Origin of the sequence: Actinoplanes sp. NBRC 101535, from assembly GCF_030269225.1 — a bacterium.
Classification (GTDB): domain Bacteria; phylum Actinomycetota; class Actinomycetes; order Mycobacteriales; family Micromonosporaceae; genus Actinoplanes; species Actinoplanes rectilineatus.
In genome coordinates this window covers 66070-82617 of sequence record NZ_BSSY01000004.1, presented here as the reverse complement: position 1 = coordinate 82617, position 16548 = coordinate 66070, and the positions used below count along the sequence as shown (strand labels likewise).

Annotated in this window: 12 protein-coding genes; 4 read left to right on the top strand and 8 right to left on the bottom strand. The window is 70.3% G+C overall.

The window, feature by feature from the left end; genetic code table 11:
* Window positions 1-15: 15 nt before the first annotated feature.
* From QSK32_RS12500 to QSK32_RS12485, 4 genes are read right to left on the bottom strand one after another with little or no spacing between them, the layout of a single operon-like run.
* Window positions 16-1179 carry a cysteine desulfurase family protein gene (locus QSK32_RS12500; protein ID WP_285471951.1) on the bottom strand — a complete coding sequence of 388 codons (1164 nt, stop codon included), beginning with the start codon at window positions 1177-1179 and terminating at the stop codon, window positions 16-18.
* On the bottom strand, window positions 1169-2065 hold the full coding sequence (locus tag QSK32_RS12495) for a hypothetical protein (protein WP_285471950.1): 897 nt from the start codon (window positions 2063-2065) through the stop codon (window positions 1169-1171). Before QSK32_RS12495 ends, QSK32_RS12500 begins: the two co-directional genes overlap by 11 nt.
* Before the next feature lie 5 nt (window positions 2066-2070).
* Complete coding sequence (locus tag QSK32_RS12490) at window positions 2071-2691, bottom strand: HIT domain-containing protein (protein ID WP_285471949.1); 621 nt, start codon at window positions 2689-2691, stop codon at window positions 2071-2073.
* 4 nt (window positions 2692-2695) lie between these two features.
* Window positions 2696-3256 (bottom strand): dCTP deaminase, encoded by a 561-nt coding sequence (locus QSK32_RS12485; protein WP_285471948.1) that lies wholly within the window; start codon window positions 3254-3256, stop codon window positions 2696-2698.
* Between the two features lie 142 nt (window positions 3257-3398).
* Here QSK32_RS12485 and QSK32_RS12480 point away from each other — a divergent pair, with 142 nt between their 5' ends.
* Window positions 3399-4772 (top strand): endonuclease/exonuclease/phosphatase family protein, encoded by a 1374-nt coding sequence (locus QSK32_RS12480; RefSeq protein ID WP_285471947.1) that lies wholly within the window; start codon window positions 3399-3401, stop codon window positions 4770-4772.
* Here QSK32_RS12480 and QSK32_RS12475 read toward each other — a convergent pair whose 3' ends face one another.
* Together QSK32_RS12475 and QSK32_RS12470 are read right to left on the bottom strand one after the other, a co-directional pair.
* On the bottom strand, window positions 4773-5120 hold the full coding sequence (locus QSK32_RS12475) for a nucleoside triphosphate pyrophosphohydrolase (protein WP_285471946.1): 348 nt from the start codon (window positions 5118-5120) through the stop codon (window positions 4773-4775).
* 141 nt (window positions 5121-5261) lie between these two features.
* Window positions 5262-7700 (bottom strand): toll/interleukin-1 receptor domain-containing protein, encoded by a 2439-nt coding sequence (locus QSK32_RS12470; protein WP_285471945.1) that lies wholly within the window; start codon window positions 7698-7700, stop codon window positions 5262-5264.
* A gap of 66 nt (window positions 7701-7766) precedes the next feature.
* Here QSK32_RS12470 and QSK32_RS12465 point away from each other — a divergent pair, with 66 nt between their 5' ends.
* Window positions 7767-9035, top strand: a complete 1269-nt coding sequence (locus QSK32_RS12465) for a class-III pyridoxal-phosphate-dependent aminotransferase (RefSeq protein WP_285471944.1) — start codon at window positions 7767-7769, stop codon at window positions 9033-9035.
* A 27-nt stretch (window positions 9036-9062) separates the two neighbouring features.
* On the opposite strand, the gene QSK32_RS12460 is transcribed toward QSK32_RS12465, so the two are convergent.
* On the bottom strand, window positions 9063-13856 hold the full coding sequence (locus tag QSK32_RS12460) for a diguanylate cyclase (protein ID WP_285471943.1): 4794 nt from the start codon (window positions 13854-13856) through the stop codon (window positions 9063-9065).
* Window positions 13857-13952: 96 nt separating this feature from the next.
* Between QSK32_RS12460 and QSK32_RS12455 the strand changes: the two genes are divergently transcribed.
* Entirely contained in the window at window positions 13953-14606 is a 654-nt protein-coding gene (locus QSK32_RS12455; protein ID WP_045739920.1) for a HEAT repeat domain-containing protein, read from the top strand.
* Window positions 14600-15589 carry a HEAT repeat domain-containing protein gene (locus tag QSK32_RS12450; RefSeq protein ID WP_285471942.1) on the top strand — a complete coding sequence of 330 codons (990 nt, stop codon included), beginning with the start codon at window positions 14600-14602 and terminating at the stop codon, window positions 15587-15589. Before QSK32_RS12455 ends, QSK32_RS12450 begins: the two co-directional genes overlap by 7 nt.
* A 151-nt stretch (window positions 15590-15740) precedes the next feature.
* Here the strand turns inward: QSK32_RS12450 and QSK32_RS12445 are convergent, their stop codons facing one another.
* Window positions 15741-16517: a DUF4352 domain-containing protein gene (locus QSK32_RS12445; protein WP_285471941.1), complete on the bottom strand. Its 777-nt coding sequence runs from the start codon at window positions 16515-16517 to the stop codon at window positions 15741-15743.
* Window positions 16518-16548 lie beyond the last annotated feature (31 nt).

The following is a 16548-nucleotide window of genomic DNA, read 5'->3' as shown; positions in this document are numbered from 1 at the left end:
ATGAAAGTCAACAGATCACTGTGGGCGACGGCGGCATCGATCCACGGCCGTGATGACGCGCTCGGCGGCGATGTCGATGTCGTCCTCCGTGGTTCCGCGGCCGACACCGATCCGGATCGTGGCCCTCGCCTCGGCCCGGCTAAGGCCGATCGCCATGAGCACAGGGGACGGTTCGGCGCTTCCGGTCGCACAGGCTGATCCCGCCGAGATCGCGACCTCGGGGAGTGCCCGGATCAAATCGACGGCGTCGAGGCCGGGAATGGTCAGACTCAGATTTCCCCGAAGCCGACTGTGGGGATGGCCGTTCACTCGGGCGTCCCGGATCGAGGTGAACAGAGCCTCCTGCAATCGGTCCCGCAGGACGCCGCAGCGGGCCGCCGTGTCGGCGCACTCGGTTCCGGCTATCCGGAGCGCTTCCGCCATGCCGGCGATTCCGGCCATGTTGTGCGTGCCCGCCCGTAGGCCGAACTCCTGGGCACCGGCGTACTCGGGCCGGAGCGCGATGCCACGACGGACATAGAGCACGCCGACGCCTTTCGGCCCATAGATCTTGTGACCGGATACGCTGAGCAGGTCGGCGCCGAGGGTGTGCACGTCGATCGGCAGGGTGGTTGCGGCTTGAACCGCGTCGACGTGCAGAACGGCGTGATGCCTGGCCACCGCGGCGGCGATGGCGGGGATCGGCTGGACCGTGCCGATCTCGTTGTTCGCGTACATCACCGACACCAGCGCGGTCCGGTCGTTCACCGCCGCGGCGATGTCCTCCGGATCGATCAGGCCGAAACGGTCGACACCGACGACGGTCAGCGTGTAACCCCGGGCAGCCAGCCGGTCGCAGGCGGAGCGTACGGAATGGTGCTCGACGGCTGTGGTGACCACCTGATCGGTGTCCGGCCGGGGCACCTCGGGAACCGCGCCCACGATGGCCAGCGTGTTGGCCTCGGTCGCGCCCGATGTGAAGACGATCTCGGACTCGTGGTCGGCCGCGAGCGCCGCGCGAACCGTACCTCTGGCCGCCCGGAGAGCCTGCCCGGCGCGTCTGCCGAGAGTGTGTCCGCTCGAGGGGTTGCCGAATTCGGTGGTCAACATCGGCATCATTGCGGCCAGCACGCGGGGGTCGAGGGGCGTCGTGGCGTGATGGTCGAGGTAGATCGTCCGCCGGTGGTGGTCAGACCGCATCGCCGGGCGTCCCGAACTTGTGCGTGGCATCGATGACGTCCCAGTACACCATCCGGCCCTGGCCGAGATCGGATGCCGCGGTGGCGAGGCAGCGCCACCCGCGGTGGTGGTGTGCCGCGGCGATCCGGAATGCGGCGGCGAACCAGTCCGGGGTCTCGTGGATCAGGCGCCTGGTCGGATCGATACCGGTCCACAGGTCAGTATGCCCCCGATTGCGCAACCAGCGTTCAGCGTCCTGAGCCGTCGCGCCACCGATGTGTGTGGCGAGCCGGGTCAGACGGTCGAGCCGGCGCTGTCGCTCGGCGGTCTCGCTCAAGTCCCGTGACACACGGAGATCTGACCACCAGGGGTCGGTGTAACGCGACCAGTCGACACCCGGGAGGGAGATCCTCACCTGAGGCCGGATGCCGCCGCGAGTGAGGTCGCCGGCGTCGAAACCCGGTCCCAGCGCCTCCAGGGTGAAGGCACCCGGCTCGCCGGGGGCGTCCCGTTCCATGCGAAGCAGGACGGTGAGCCGGTTGGTGAAACGGTTGGTGGGTTCGAGGAGCAGGACAGCGCGGTGGTCCACGAGCAGTCTCGTCGCGTGTTCCGCCACTTGATCGATGGAGAAGCTGTCGCCTCCCCGGTAGTAGGCCCGGGTCTCCGAGCCGCCATCCGACCGCACCATGAGCCGGTTCGCTCCGGTCGCCGCGGCGAGGCGGGACACCGCCCCGGGAAGCCCGGCATCATCGCCCGGCGCGACACACACGCCGTTCAGCACGGGAAACCCCAGCCGGCGGAGCTGGCACATCGTCGACCACTTCGGCCACCTGCCGAATCGTGCGGACGTGGTGAGTTCGTCGGGTCCCATCTCGTACAGCAACGGCGGGTCCGGCTTCTCGAGCACGCCCATCACCGGGCACCGGCTGCCGGGCCTGTCTCGGCGCGTAACAGGCGAAGCGTTTCCTGCTGCGTCCTGGGAAAGGGGTGGTCGCGCCAGTCGTACCGATCCGCCAAGCCATGCAGGCGTGCGGTGACGCGACGGACGAATTGGCGGGGGAACCGGTCGTCCGCAGCCCAGAGAAGGTGCTCGCCGGGCCGTGGGGACAGATAGAGGTACGGGCCGGTGGCAGCCCCCGGCATCGCACATAGCCCGTCGACCCGCCGGCCATCACCGCCGATCCGCCGATAGGCCTCCACCACGGCGTCGGGCTCGGGAATCGGGATGAGGTGCAGGTGGCAATGAGTGCAGCAGGCGGCGCCGAGGTCGCAGTTCCGGGCACCGTGCTCCGCCACGACGGTCGGCCCGAACCTCGACTCCACCAGAGTGCGTCTGCGCTCGACCGCCGAGGCCACCTGGCGTAGTGACGAGGGGCTGAGATCGGCTGTCGCCTCGACGTGGTCGAGAGGCATGAAGAGGCAATATCCCGGAACGAAACACCCGATGGTGGGTAACAGCACCCAGGATTCCTCCTCGAGGATGATGCGATTTGCTCCGGGCGTGGTGAATTCGGCGCAGAATGCGCAGTCCATGAGGTCACCTGAGGTATTCGTCGGAGGGGAATTCGTCGGCGAAACGACTCCCCAGCGGAGAGTCCGTCTTTCCGTAGAACGGATGTGATGGAGACTTTCCGGGCGGCCCGGAAAGGGGGAAGACAATGAGGCGACCGATGGGCATACCGCGATATATGCGAAGCGTGGCAGGTCCATGGTTCCGCAGTTCCAGAGTGAGGTGGCCGTGCCAGCCGGCCAGAACCCACGGGCTCGTGACATGTGTCGCCAGCCCGAGGCGGGCCACGTGGGAGAGGCCGGCGATGGCTCCCGCCAGCATCGCGCCCAAGCGCAGGGGCTGCGCCACCGGGCACAACACCAGCTGCCCGGACTTCAAGTCGAACGAGTGCCAGTCCGGACGCGGCGAGCGGTAGAGGGCGTCGATGCTGCGCTGATCAGCCAGGTCGATCACCATCGGCGTTCCCGGACTGACCAGGGGCTGCAGCGGCGACCCGAGTCGCAGCAGCAGCGCGTCTCCGCGGAGTTCACCGTCCCAGGTCATGGCGCCTGAATCGATCATGTCGGTTATCTGGGCTGCGGTCAGCATGGTCGCCCCGGGCCTTCCCGTCGGGTCGTGCCCTCTGGGCCGATCTCATTGTCGATCGATTCCCGGGCGTGAGATGCGAGATCGGACGTGGCTATACTCCGCAGCCTAATATCCGGAAAAGCGCATGTCGATATCTTGATCATTGGGTGGTCGTCAACGTCGAACAAGGAGTACGTACGTGCTACTAGCTTCTGTCAATATCAACAAAAGGCTCGGTAATCCGATTGTCCGCGCCGCCCTCACCTCGTGGCTGCGGTTGAACAGGATCGATGTCCTCCTGGCGCAGGAGCCGTGGAAGCCGGTCGACCGGGAGCCCGTCGACCTCGCCGACTTCCGGGCCGCCGGGGGAGACGGGCGGCTCTACGCATGGATCGGCCGACAGTGGTCAGTGCCTTCCTGCGACAGTCCGGAGCCGTTCGTCCAGCGGGTTGAACTGGAGTGGATGGTGATCCTCAACGTCCATCTGAGCGCCTACTCGGCCGCGGAGCGGGGGCGGCAACTCGACCGGCTGCGGGAGCTGCTCGTGGCCGAGAAGGGGCGGCCGGTGATCCTGTGCGGGGACTTCAACCTCGCGCCCCGGCCCTGCGACGGCGTCGCAGGTGGCCGGCCGAGCTCTTTCAACAGCACCGTCGACCGGGGGCCTTTCAGAAGGCTCCTGAGCGACCATCAACTGGCGGACATGACATCCAAGGGCGATCCCGGCTACACCGTCGAACGCACCCTGCGGGGGGCATCGATCAGGTTTCGTTGCGACCTGGTCCTGGCTCCCCTCTATCTCGCCGGTGGGCTCACGGTCCGGGCGGATCACTCCGTTCGCGATGCTGCGAGCTCCTTCACCGACCACTCTGCGATGATCATCGAGGCGCCGGTCAGTCTGACACCGGCCACAGTCGAGGACGATGACTCGCTGTTCGCCTTCCTGCCGCAGGATGTGCGCTCCAGCCCGCCGTCGCACGACAGCCAGCCGCACAAGACCGCGATGAGCCGCCGGTCGGAGTCGAGTTATGCCCGTGAGGTGGCCAAGGTGCTGTGCCCCCACCTCGGCCTCACCTCGGTGCTGGACCACGGATGCGGCCGGGGAAGCGACGTCGACTTCTATCGCTCGATGGGGCTCGTGGCAGCCGGTTGGGACCCGCACCCGGGGTTCGGCGCCACCACGGAACCCGGCCGCCTCTTCGACATGGTGACGAACGTCTTCGTGCTCAACGTGTTGCCGGATCCCTGGCAGCGGATCCGGGCACTCCGTCACGCCGCCCGATTTCTCGAACCCGGTGGTCACCTGCTGGTGGTGGCTCGCTCGCCCGTTGACATCGGCCCGCGAGCCGCATCAGCCTCCTGGCCGGTCCACCATGACGGATTCTGGTCGAGCACGGCGAAGAGCACCTTCCAGAAGGGTCTCACCGCCGAGGAGATCGTCGGATTGGCCTGGCAAGCAGGTCTGGTCCCCGCGGCCGCGCAGGACCTCCTGACGACTACGCCGACCGCGACGCAGGTCCTGCTGACACCGTGCCGGTGATCAGGCCAAGCCGGGCCGGTTCCCGTACCAGATGAGCCGTTTCTCGAAGGCGCCCCGTTCTGACATCTTGTCCTGGCGGATCTTCTCCAGACTGTCGAGATCGGTGCCGAGGTCCATGCTCAGGGCCCGGACCACCTCCAGCACGTCGGCCAGTTCCTCGACATCCTCCGAGGCCAGAAACTCCTGGGCCTCCTCCAGGAGTTTCTGTCGCAACAGGTGCCGGTACTGGTCCTGGTCGGCCACTTCGATGATCGGTTCGGCACCGTGCGTCCGCACGATGTCGGGGATGTTGTCGCGGACCAGCTTGCCGGTGCCCGGATAGTGGTGACCCTCATCCGCAACAGACACGATGCCATCCTGTCGGCAGCAAGAGGCCGCGGGCGGTCCGCGACGTCCGCGAATTTTAGGGATACTCGAGCTCTTCTGCTGTCCCGAACACGCCCGTAACTACCACCTTCGGTGGTACTTCCGGCCGCGGACGACGGTATTTCATCCGAGCGGCGTCATCGCCGCGATCAACTCGACGATGGCCCGCTCCCGATCGCCGTCGAGGCTCACCGCCTGGAGGTCGTGCAGCGTCTCTCCCGGCCCGATGGGCCACTCCGGGATGAAACCGGGGTTCGCGGCGACCGGAAGGAACCACCGGCGGCTTCGGGGACGGAGCCGCAACTCCTCGACGGCCACCGCCAGTTCCTCGTTCATGTAGGTGCGCTGCCGGTCGGCGTAAGCCGACGAGAAGAACGCCAGGAAGTAGTCCCCGCCGCGTATCGCCTCCCTGATCGCGTCCTTCCAGCGAACGCCTACGGCGAGCCGATCGCGATCCAGCCACACATCGATGCCGGCCTCGCGGAGACGCGCGGCGACGAGATCCACCTCGACGGTGTCCTCGCGGACGTAGGACAGGAACACCCGGGCTTTCCGGGCATTATCGCCATCAGTGCCGGCCGGCTGGTCGACGAGCCGGCCGAGGGCCGCGTCGTCGAAGTCCACAGGCACCCGCCCACATTGTTCGATCCGCGTCGAGAGCAGCGCGAGGAAAGCCGCGTCCATGGTACGTAACGGGACGTCGGACCACGTCATCTGCAGCAACCGCCGGCGGAGGACGGCCAGCCGTTCGTCGCCGGACATCGGGGCCAGCTGCCCGGCCGCGAACGCGACCCGCACCGCCAGGACCGCCTCGGGCGCGTCCCAGTCAGTCCCGATGTCCGGGTCTGCCAACCGTCCGGCGGGGTTCAGCGCGTCACGGAGCGCCAGGCGAAGGTCGTCCGCCAACGACGCGGGAGCGAAGATGCCGACATCGGCGAGGATCGCGGCGGTGTTGACGACCCAGGGCATACCGTTCATCGACCAGCGGTCGGTGTACCAGCGACGTGCCATGTACTGCCAGGTTCGCCGGATCACCCTGGTGGCCTCAGCCGCGAAGTCCGGCCATTCGGGCAGGACCGTCCTCCACCGCGGATCGAGACAGGTGGAACAGAGCAACTGCAGGGCGTACAGCGAGGAGTAGAGGGTCGAGGGAGCGGATGGCTCCGCCCGGAACTCGCCCCAGCCCCCGTCCTGTTTGGTGCTCAGTTCGGCCTCGGTGAGCAGGTTCCAGGCGACCTCCGCCGCGACGTCGAGATGACGACCGGTGAACAACAGGATCATGGCGGCACGGGCGGTGTGCCGGATGGTCTGCACGCGCCGTCGCCCCATCGGTGGAGGGGCCGCATAGTCCTCCAGATCGACCGTGATCCAGCCGGTGGCACTGAGCCGTTCGGCGACCGCGTCCGCCGCCACCTCGGCGTGCGAGGGGAAGAGGTCCGGCAGCAGGATCTTCGAGCCGACCAATCCCCAGTAGGTGTGATAGTAGGCGGGCCGTGCGGTGAGACGTTCGCCCCGATTCGCCTGGTAGAAGCGATCCTCCATGCGCCCGCCGAGTTGAGCGAACTCACCACGCCGGGGCCCGCGCCAATGGAAGTCGCCGGTCAGGTGACGGCGCAGGACGTCGTGCAGAGCGCGGATCTCCCCGGGCTGCCCGGCCGGCCGGCGCAGGGACGACTCACGTCGTTCGCGGGCCACCTGCCAGTCCCAGTAGCGCCGTAGCCGCTCGAGTTCGGCTGTCTTCATTGTGGAGGAGCGCGCCTCGGCGGGCTGGTGTTCCGCCCAGCAGGACGCACAGAGCACCGCGAGATTGTCCGGATCATGATCGGACGGGATCCCGTTGATGAGACGGACATCGGCCTCGTGGCCGGAGCCTCGGCAGAGACAGCATCGGTTCCCGGCCCGGGAAAGGACGTCGGACCGAAGATCCTGCTCCAGCTCGCGTGGTGCCTCCACCCCGATGCGGTGAACCGCCAGCAGATGTCGAGCGTCGTCCACCAGGAAACGGGCATCGCCCTTGCCGGCGTCCTCGACCAGCTCCCGGAGGACGTCCAGAAGCGATGACGCCTGAGCCGAGTCCGTGCAGACGTGCAGAGCGGCAGTACGGGCGAACTGCCTTTCGGCTGCCGGTGGTCGGTGGTCCAGACGCCATCGCCGGGGGGTGCCGTACGGCATGCCGGCCAGTTCCCGCATCACCGACGTGGTCACGTCGTCATCCGGCGGCGTCGAGGGGGCGGCCGGTGTGAGGATCACCCGGAGAGCGCGGGCGGCCGGGGTATCCTCGCCGTGGACCAGAACGCAGGAGACAGCGCCGTCCCGCGCCGTCTCGGCGAGGGAGTCCCGCACCCAGGCGATGGTTGTCTCCTCGTCCGGTCGCGGATGAACGGTGATCACTGTGCGGCCGCCGGGTCCCGGCACCACCAGACGAGTGCCGGAGCCCGTGGTGGTGTGAAGCTCCAGGATGACCGGTTCGTCGTCGGCGAAAGGCCGTGACGCCAGGCAACGCAGGATCTCCACCCGTGTCACCTCGCAACGGTATCCGTGGATGTCCTCGTCAAGCGACATAGCCGGTCCTCACTCCATATGCTGCCTTCTACAGTCCGAGCGTCCCGCCGCCTCTATTGTTGACAGATGGCGCCAGCGGCATCGTACGACCGGATCTGGGCGCCGTCCGTCGACGGTGGTAAGTACGATCCGGAGCTTCACGTGACCGTGCGGTCCGGTCGCGGGGTCTGGGCGGAGACCACCGGCGGGCGCCGTCTGCTCGACGCGAATTCCGGGCTGTGGCATCTGAGCCTGGGTTACGCACCGCCGGAGGTGGTCGGCGCTGCCACGGAGTCGCTCGAGCGTCTGGGTGGCACCACATTGCTCCGGCGGTTGCACGCTGACGCCGAACCTGTGGTCGAAGCACTCGCCGGGCACCTGGCCGCCATGGACCCGGTCTTCTTCTTCGCCACGTCCGGCAGCGAGGCAGTGGACGTTGCCCTGCGGATCGCGATGTCGGCCGGTCAGCCCGGTGGCCGAACCGGTGTGGCCTACCTCGGCGGGGCCTATCACGGCGTCTCGCTGGGCCCGTTGTCGCTCAACAACAGTCCGAGATATCGCAGCGGAGCGCCGGCCGTGCTGCCGAGCGTGGAATTGCCGTCACCTGCGGAGTGGGCCCGGGCACCTGCGGACAGTGCCACCCGGGTCGAGGCGATCTTCCGGGCACGGGGCGACAGCCTCGCCGCTGTCGTCGTCGAGCCGGTTCAGTGCGTGGCGGGAGTCATCGAGGTGCCCCGTGAGTACCAGTTCCTGCTCGCGGCCATGGCGAAGGCTCATGGTTGTCTTCTCGTCGTCGACGAGGTCAGTACGGGTGTGTTCCGGACCGGTGGACTCCTCGCCGCGTCGGTGCAGGCCGACATGGTCGTTCTGGCCAAGGGCCTGACCGGTGGGCTCTCTCCGATGTCGGTGGTCGCGGTCACCCGGCCGGTGGCTGATCGGGTGCGATCGAGCACCGCGGCACACCGCCTACCCGGATCGACACAGGGCGGCGATCCCATCGGATGCGCCTGTGCGGCCGCCGTGCTTCAGCACTGCACTACGCCCGGGTTCCAGGAACGGATGAGACGCACGTCGGAGGTTCTCCACCGTGACCTTCAGGAACTTGCCCGGGAGCAGCCGGCGGTACTGGACATCCGGGGGTCGGGGCATCTCTGGGGCGTCCGGATCCGTCCGGACCGTGTCGGCTCGCCCTCCTCGTTCGTCCAGCGGTTCACCGGGTACGGACTCGAGGCGGAACTCCTCCTGCACCCGTTGTCGGTGGGCGTCATTCCGGTCGTGCCGGCGCTGAACATCACCGAGCCGGAGGTTCACGAACTGACCAGCCGACTCGGATCCGCGCTCTCGTTGGCGCGGTGAACGGCCGGTCCGCCGGGTGGAACCGCGTCAGCGGCTCACCACGCGGTTGCGGCCGGCCTGCTTCGCCTCGTACAACGCCTCGTCGGCGAGTTTCGTCAACTGCTCCGGGGAGGCCAGCGACTGCGGGGTGCCGGTGGTCACGCCGACGCTGATCGTCACGATGCCGGCGTCGGTGGCGGCGTGCGGCTCGTGCAGGGCGGCCACCGCCTCGCATGCCCGGGTGGCCACCAGCAGCGCGTTCGCCGGCCCCGCCCCCGGCATCACGAGGCAGAACTCCTCGCCGCCGTACCGGGCGGCCAGGTCCGTCACCCGTACGCTCGCCCGGAGCGTCTCCGCGACCAGGCGCAGGCAGTCGTCGCCGCCCTGGTGCCCGTAATGGTCGTTGTACTTCTTGAAGTTGTCGATGTCGATCATCGCCACGCCGATCGGGGCACCGGAGCGTTGCGCCCGCAGCCATTCCTCGGCGAGGAACGTGGTCAGTCTGCGACGGTTCGGCAGGCCGGTCAGCGGGTCCGTCACGGTCATCAGTTCGAGCCGGTGGTTCGCCTCGTTGAGGGCCTCGGTCCGTTCCGCCACCTTCTGTTCCAGCGAGGCGTAGAGGCGGGCGTTCTCCAGGGACACCGTCAGCTGGCCCGCGATCAGCCGGACCGCGTCCAGTCTGCCGGTGGAGAAGGCGCGGCGGCTCAGCCGGTTCTCCAGCAGCAGCATCGCCCGGGGCTCACCGTGGTTGAGCACCGGAACCGCCAGCAGCGAGCAGTGTTCCAGGCCTTTCAGGTACGGGTCCCGGCCGACCCGGTCGTCCAGGGCCACGTCGTCGACGAGCAGCGGCTCCCGGGTCCGTTCGGCGTAGCGGATCGCGGTCAGCGGCAGCAGCCCCTGGTGGGCGGCCTCGGCCACCGGCAGCTCCGGGCGGGTGCCGTCCGGCGGCAGGGTCCAGCCCTGGGTGTCCCACAGGATCAGGTGCACCGCGGTCGCCCCAGTCAGCCGGCTGAGCACCTGCTGGACGCTGACCCGCAGCGAGTCCAGCGAGGTCGCCGAGCTCAGTGCCCGGGCCGCCTCCACCACCCCGATCAGGTCGATGTCCGCACTGGACAGGCTGACGCTGTGCCCGGTGCCCAGCGACGTGGTCGCCGTGGTCGCCGGCAGCCGGGACAGCGACGGGTGGGCCCGGCGCAGCGCCCGGACCTTGGCGGTCGCACCCCAGGTGGTGTACGCGCGCAGCGCCTCACCGAGCAGATGCGCGCCGACCTGGTCCAGCCCGTGGCCGAGGTAGAACAGTGCGGCGCGTTCCACGATCAGCGGGCGGTGCCAGGACGGCCCGGCGGTCTCGGCGTCGGCCATCGCCTCGTCGTACGCCGCCGCGGCCTGTCCGAAGTCGCCGAGCATCGCGGCCCGGGTGGCCTCGGCGAACCGTTGCAGGTGACGGAAGTTGGCCGGCTGGTCGGCGGCGCGGGCGGCCAGGAAGTCCCGGCTCCGGTCCAGATCGGTCACCGAGCCGCGGACCTGGGCGCCGAGGATCGCCACCACGTGGGCGATCGCGGTGACGTAGCTGCCGGGGATCGCCGGGAGCAGCCGGACCGCGCGGGCGCTGTGCCGGTCCAGGGTCGCGTCGTCGCCGAGGACCGCGGCGGTCAGCGACCGCAGGGTCAGGTAGATCGCGGCGGCCATGTCGGCGCCGGCCATCCCGGCCAGGTACGCGTCCTCGTCCAGGTCGTCGAAGCCGCCGGTGCCGAGCATCGCCCGGATCATCCGGTTGACGTCGGCGAACGTGCTGGTCTCGTGGCCGGCACCGATCCGGTCGGCGAACGCGGAGGCCGCGTTCATCTCCTGGCCGAGGGTGTCCAGGTCGGCGCAGCCGAGCAGCTGCAACACCGAGGCGTAGTAGGTGTAGAGCGCGTTGCGCAGGTCCCCGGCGCGCAGCAGCCCGTCGCGGGCCTCGTGCGCCATCCGGACCGACCGGGTCAGCGGTTCGCACCAGGGCGCGGTGACCACGGCGTGCATGTACTTGACCCGGGCGGCGCCGGCCTCCCACCCGTAGGTGTCGGCGACGGCGAGCAGGTGCCGGACGGCGGTGCCCGCGCTGCGGTAGTCGCCCTTCGTGATCATGACCGAGCTGAGGTGACTGACCGGGCCGGCGAGGGCCTCGTCGATGCCGGCGGACGCCCAGACCTGCGCCATCCGCGCGATCATCCAGGCGTGCACGTCCTTGTCGGTGAGGTAGCCGACGGTGGCGAGCAGATCGGTCAGGCGGGCGGCGGCGAGCAGCCGCGGGTCGGTCAGGGCGGGCAGCGTGGCCGGGTCGCCGGCGGTGGCCAGCCAGCGGAAGAACACGGTCAGCCCGGCCGCGGTGGCGCGTTCCCGGTCCTGCGGGGCCGGCACCTCCACGCCGAGCCGGCGGAGCACGTCCAGGCCCAGGCCGAGGGCCTCACCGAGCATCCGCCGGTGGGTGAGGGCACCGACCTGCTCGGCGGCCGGCCCGGCCAGCCACACCGGGTCCGGATCACCGGCCAGCATCGCCGCGAACAGGCGGTCCGCGTCGTCGAACCGGCCGAGCGCGCAGAGCGCCGCGTGCCATTCGGCGTGCGCGTCCGCGTACCCCGCATCGGTTTGCGCCAGAAGCCGGGCCGCGGCCGCTAGATGAGCCTCGGCCCCCGCATGGTTCGCGACCCGCCGGGCCGCCGCCGCGGCCCGGCGCAGAAGATCCGCCGCCGCCTGCTTCTCGCCGGTCCGTGCCTTTCCGGGTACGAGCAGAGCACCCACCCCGGCCAGGTAGTGTGGCGCGGCCGCCGCCTCGCATCCCGGCACCGCCGCGAGCCGGCGCGCGAGGGTGAGACTCAACGCGGCCCGGGTCGCCGTGGAGATCCGCTCGAAGGCCGCCTGCTGCACCCGGTCGTGCCGGAACCGGGCGGTGTCCTCGTGCACCGCGACCAGGCCGTCGTCCACGGCCGGGCGCAGCACCGTGTCGATCTCCGCCCGGGTCAGTGCGCTCGCCGTGCCCAGCAGGTCCACGCCGGTCTCCGGCCCGAGGCAGGCCATCAGCTCGACCAGGTCCCGGGTGGCCGGCGGCAGCGCCTCGATCCGCGCACCGAGCAGGTCGACCACGTCGCCGTGCCCGACGAACTGCCGGACCGCGTCGTCGGACCACGCCCAGCCGGCGCCGTCCGGCACCAGCACCCCTTCGCGGCGTAGCGCGTTGAGCAGTTCCGCGGTGTCGAACGGGTTCCCGCCGGTCCGTTCCGCCAGCAGCCCGGCCAGCAGGGCCGCCCGGTCGGCCGGCAGCCGCAGCATCTCCGCCACCAGCGTGGTCAGCTGGTCCGCGCCCAGGTTGTCCAGCAGGATCTCGCGCTGCCCCTCGCGGCGCAGCCGGTCGCGGATCGCGCTCAGCGGGTGGGTCTCGTCGACGCCGTCCGGCCGGTACGCGCCCAGCAGCAGCACCCCGGGCAGGTCGTCGCGGCCGAGCACGTCGTCGAGGAACCGGTACGTGCCCGGCGGCGCCCACTGCAGGTCGTCGATGAACAGCACCAGCGGGCTGGCCGGCCCGGCCACGGTCCGGAGCAGTCCCAGCGCCGCCCGCCGGGCCTTCGCGAAGTCGGCCTCGGGGGAGTTCTTCACCACCTCGTCGTACCGCTCGCCGAAGAAAGCCTGGAAAGCGGGCATGGCGCGGCACAACACCCGATGGTCCGGCACCTCCCGCAGCCGCTCCCGCAGACCGGCCACCACGTCGTCCGGCTCGGCCAGCAGCAGCGTGCCCAGCCGGTCGAATGCCTCCCGCAGCGCGTCACCGCCGCGCCCCTGCTGGAACTGGTCGAACTTGCCGGAGACGAACCGCCCGCCGGCCGCCGTCACCGCCGGGCGCAGACGCTCCACCAGCGCGGTCTTGCCGACCCCGGGCGGACCGGTGATCAGGGTGAGCAGGCTGTGCCCGGACACCGCCTGTTCCAGCAGCTCGTGCAGGGTGGCCAGTGGCGCCTCCCGGCCGATCAGCCGCGACGGCGGCGCGATCCGGATCGGGAAGTCCCGGGCGCCGAGCCGGAAACCGTCCGGCCGGCCGGCGTCCCGGCGTTCGCCGAGGACACGCAGGTCGTACGCGAGACCTTCGGCGCTCTGATACCGCCGGTCCGGTTCCTTGTGCAGCAGCCGCATCACGATCTCCGACAACCCGACCGGCAGACCGGGCGTCACGTCGGCCGGCGCGTCCGGCATCCGGGCCAGATGATCGTGGATCAGGCTGAGCGTGTCCCGGTCCCGCCCGAACGGTGGGGCGCCGGTGGCCAGCTCGTACAGGATCGCCCCGAGCGAGTACAGGTCGGCCCGGTGGTCGACCGGCCGCCCGGTCCGCCCGGTCTGCTCCGGCGCCAGATAGGGCAGCGTGCCGGCCAGCCCCTCGTCGGTGTCGAGCGCCTCCCGTTCCTGCGACGGCAGCACCGCCAGCTCGAAGTCGATCAGCGTGGGCCGCCGGTCCGGGCCGACCAGGATGTTCGCCGGGCTGACGTCGCGGTGCACCACCCCGAGCCGGTGCACCCCGGCGAGCACCTCGGCCAGCGCCTGCCCGAACCCGATCAGCTCCCCGGTGTCCCACGGCAGCGGCAGCCCGGCGAGCGGGGAGGCGGGGAAGTCCCGCAACGTCAGCGTCTCGGTCTGCTCCCCGGCCGCGAGCTGCGGCGTGCCGGGCACACCGTGCAGCCGGCGCAGCACGGCCACCTCGTTGCGCAGCCGGTCAGCCGCGCGCGGGCCGAGCGGTCGTTTGCACACCACCCAGGAGCCGTCCGGTTGTTGCAGCCGGACGACGTGGGTGCGGTCGCTGTCGTACAGCACCTCCACACCCGCACCATCGGCAGCCTTTCCGGTCGCGGTAGCTTCCCGTCCCCGGCGATCCGGGCTTGACCCTGTCACCGTGGCAAGGTCTTCACTGAGGCGATGCGTACCGACACCGACCGCGCGCTCGCCGCCCTGAACGCCCCCGACTCCTCGCTCCGGCTGAAGGCCGCCCTGCACCTGGGCAGCAACCCCGACCCGGCCCTCGCCGGGGCGCTGATCGACCGGAGCGCCACCGAACCCGACTTCTTCGTCCGCGACATGCTCACCTGGGCGCTGACCCGCCTGCCGCCGGCCGGCACCGTCCCGGCGCTGCTGGCCGAACTCACGTCCGCCACCCCGCAGGCCCGCAGCCAGGCCCTGCACACCCTCTCCAAGATCGGCGACCGGGGTGTCTGGCCGGCGATCACGCCCGCGTTGCTGCACGACCCGGACGACGAGGTGGCACGGGCGGCGTGGCGTACCGCCGTTCTCCTCACTCCCGAAGAGGCCCGGGCGGCCCTGGCCGAAGAGCTGATCCGGGAGCTGGCCCGCGGCGACCGTGATCTGCGCCTGAGCTTGAGCCGCGCCCTCACCGCCCTGGGTGACATGATCGAGCCCGCTCTGCGGAGCGCCGTGTCCGGCCCCGACGAGGAGGTGCGCGCCCATGCGACGGCCACGCTGCACCTGCTGCGCGACCCGGAGGCGGGCTTCGACCTGGCGGTCACCGCGGCGACCCGCACGGTCGCGTTCGGTCCGGGAAGCCCCGCGTGCTGATCGGTGAGGTGTCGCGCCGGTCCGGGGTGAGCGCCCGCATGCTGCGGCACTACGACACCCTGGGCCTGGTCCGCCCGACCGGCCGGACCGTCGGCAACTACCGCGAGTACACCCCGGACGACGTGCGCCGGATCTTCCACGTGGAGGGCCTGCGCTCGCTGGGCCTGTCGCTGCGCCAGATCGTCCGGGCGCTGGAGGATCCCGGTTTCACCCCGGACGCCCTGGTCCAGGACCTGATCCGGAAGAGCGAGGAGCGCCTGCGCGAACAGCGGGAACTCCTGGACCGCCTGCGCACCGTGGACGCCGCCGGCCCCGCCGACTGGCAGGCTGTGGCCCGGGTGGTCGCCCTCCTGCACCACCTGAACTCCCCGGACGCCGCCCGCCGGCAGCAGTCCGTCCTGGCCCCGCCGGAGAACACCCGGCTGCCCGCGGACACCCTCGCCGAAGCCGCCCTGACCGAATCCGATCCGAACGTGGCCGGTGCCCTGCGCTGGGCGCTGGCCCGTTCGGCCACCGGTGGCACGGCCGGTCTCACCGCCGGCCTGACCGCGGCCGACCCCGAGATCCGCCGGCGCGCGGTGCTGGCCCTGGCCGAACTGGACCTGCCGAACACCGATCTGCTCACCGGCGCCCTCCACGACACCGATCCGGCGGTGCGCCACCAGGCCGCTCTGGCGTTGGGCGCGCGCGGGGCGCCGCACGCCGTTCCCGCCCTGATCGGCATCGTGAAATCCGGCCCCAACGACGTGGAGGCCGCCGAATTCCTCGGCGAGATGGCCGTCGACCCCGCCATGGCCGACCACATCATGGCGGCCATCACCGCGGCATTGTCCGCCGCCGATGCCCCGGCCCGTCTGCGCCTGACCCAGGCACTGGCCGAGATGCCGCCCGCGAAGGCCCTTCCGCTGCTGCGGGAACTGACGCGGGACCCCGACCGCGCGACCTCCCTGCTGGCCAGGTCCCTGACCACAGGCAAAGACTGAAACCAGAAGATCGATGTCGTAGCGGGGTGGTGGGTACGGACCGTCGCTCCCGCCGAGGGCCCCGGCAGCCTTCACTGGCCGCTGGCGCGTCCAGAACGTGAAGCCCACCGGGGCGACCCGCGTGCATGGTGGCGCCCACCGGCGAGTCCCGCTATTTCAGGCTGACCTCGACGCCGCCGGAGAAAAGGGAGTCGTGCAGTTCCAGGCGGGTCAGTTTCGTCGCCTTCGGCACGTCGAAGACGAGCGTCCCGGTCACCGCGTTCCCCGGGTTGATCTCGTTGAGGAACGTCTCCGCCTCACTGTTGGCGTAGATCTCCGCTCCCGAGTCGTTGGAGAACTCGGTCCCCTCGGCGTCGTACGCCTTCTGGTTGGAACCGGCGAACATCTGGCTCTCGTCACCGATGTTCTTCACATTCACGCTGATCAGGCAGAACTGCCCCTGCGCCTTCTGGTTCAGCACCGACGAACCGACCGACTTCTTGCCGCAGGTCACCTTCTTGACGGTGAACTGGAACTTGCCGTCCTTGACCGCGTCCCCGATCCCCGGCAGGGCGGCCGCCTTCTTGGTGGCCTCGGCCTTCACCGCCTTCGTCGGCTCGGTCGTGGCCTTCGCCGGTGCGGAGGCCGACGCCGGCGTGTCCGATCCGGTGGCGACGCTGTCGGTGGTGTCGCCGGTGGTGAGCGCCCCGGTGCAGCACGCGATCAGGGCGAGGGCGCCGGCGCCACCGGCGATCCACGGCCACTTCTTCTTCGTCCGGGGCGGGGTGGGCGGGAACTGATATCCCGGCGGGAGCTGATATCCGGCGACGGGGGCGCCCGGAACGCCCGGCTGTCCGGTCGGGAACCCCGGCTGTCCGGTCGGGAACCCGGGCTGTCCGGGAGCGGATCCGGGCTGTCCGGCGGGCGGGGTGAGGGGCTGGTCGGTCAAGGAAGATATCTCCACGGACGGGGAAGGACCT

Coding starts and splice junctions, on each gene's coding strand:
- QSK32_RS12485 (WP_285471948.1), bottom strand. CDS start 3,256: ATGCTGACCGCAGCCCAGATAACCGACATGATCGATTCAGGCGCCATG.
- QSK32_RS12470 (WP_285471945.1), bottom strand. CDS start 7,700: ATGTCGCTTGACGAGGACATCCACGGATACCGTTGCGAGGTGACACGG.
- QSK32_RS12500 (WP_285471951.1), bottom strand. CDS start 1,179: ATGCGGTCTGACCACCACCGGCGGACGATCTACCTCGACCATCACGCC.
- QSK32_RS12465 (WP_285471944.1), top strand. CDS start 7,767: ATGGCGCCAGCGGCATCGTACGACCGGATCTGGGCGCCGTCCGTCGAC.
- QSK32_RS12490 (WP_285471949.1), bottom strand. CDS start 2,691: ATGGACTGCGCATTCTGCGCCGAATTCACCACGCCCGGAGCAAATCGC.
- QSK32_RS12455 (WP_045739920.1), top strand. CDS start 13,953: ATGCGTACCGACACCGACCGCGCGCTCGCCGCCCTGAACGCCCCCGAC.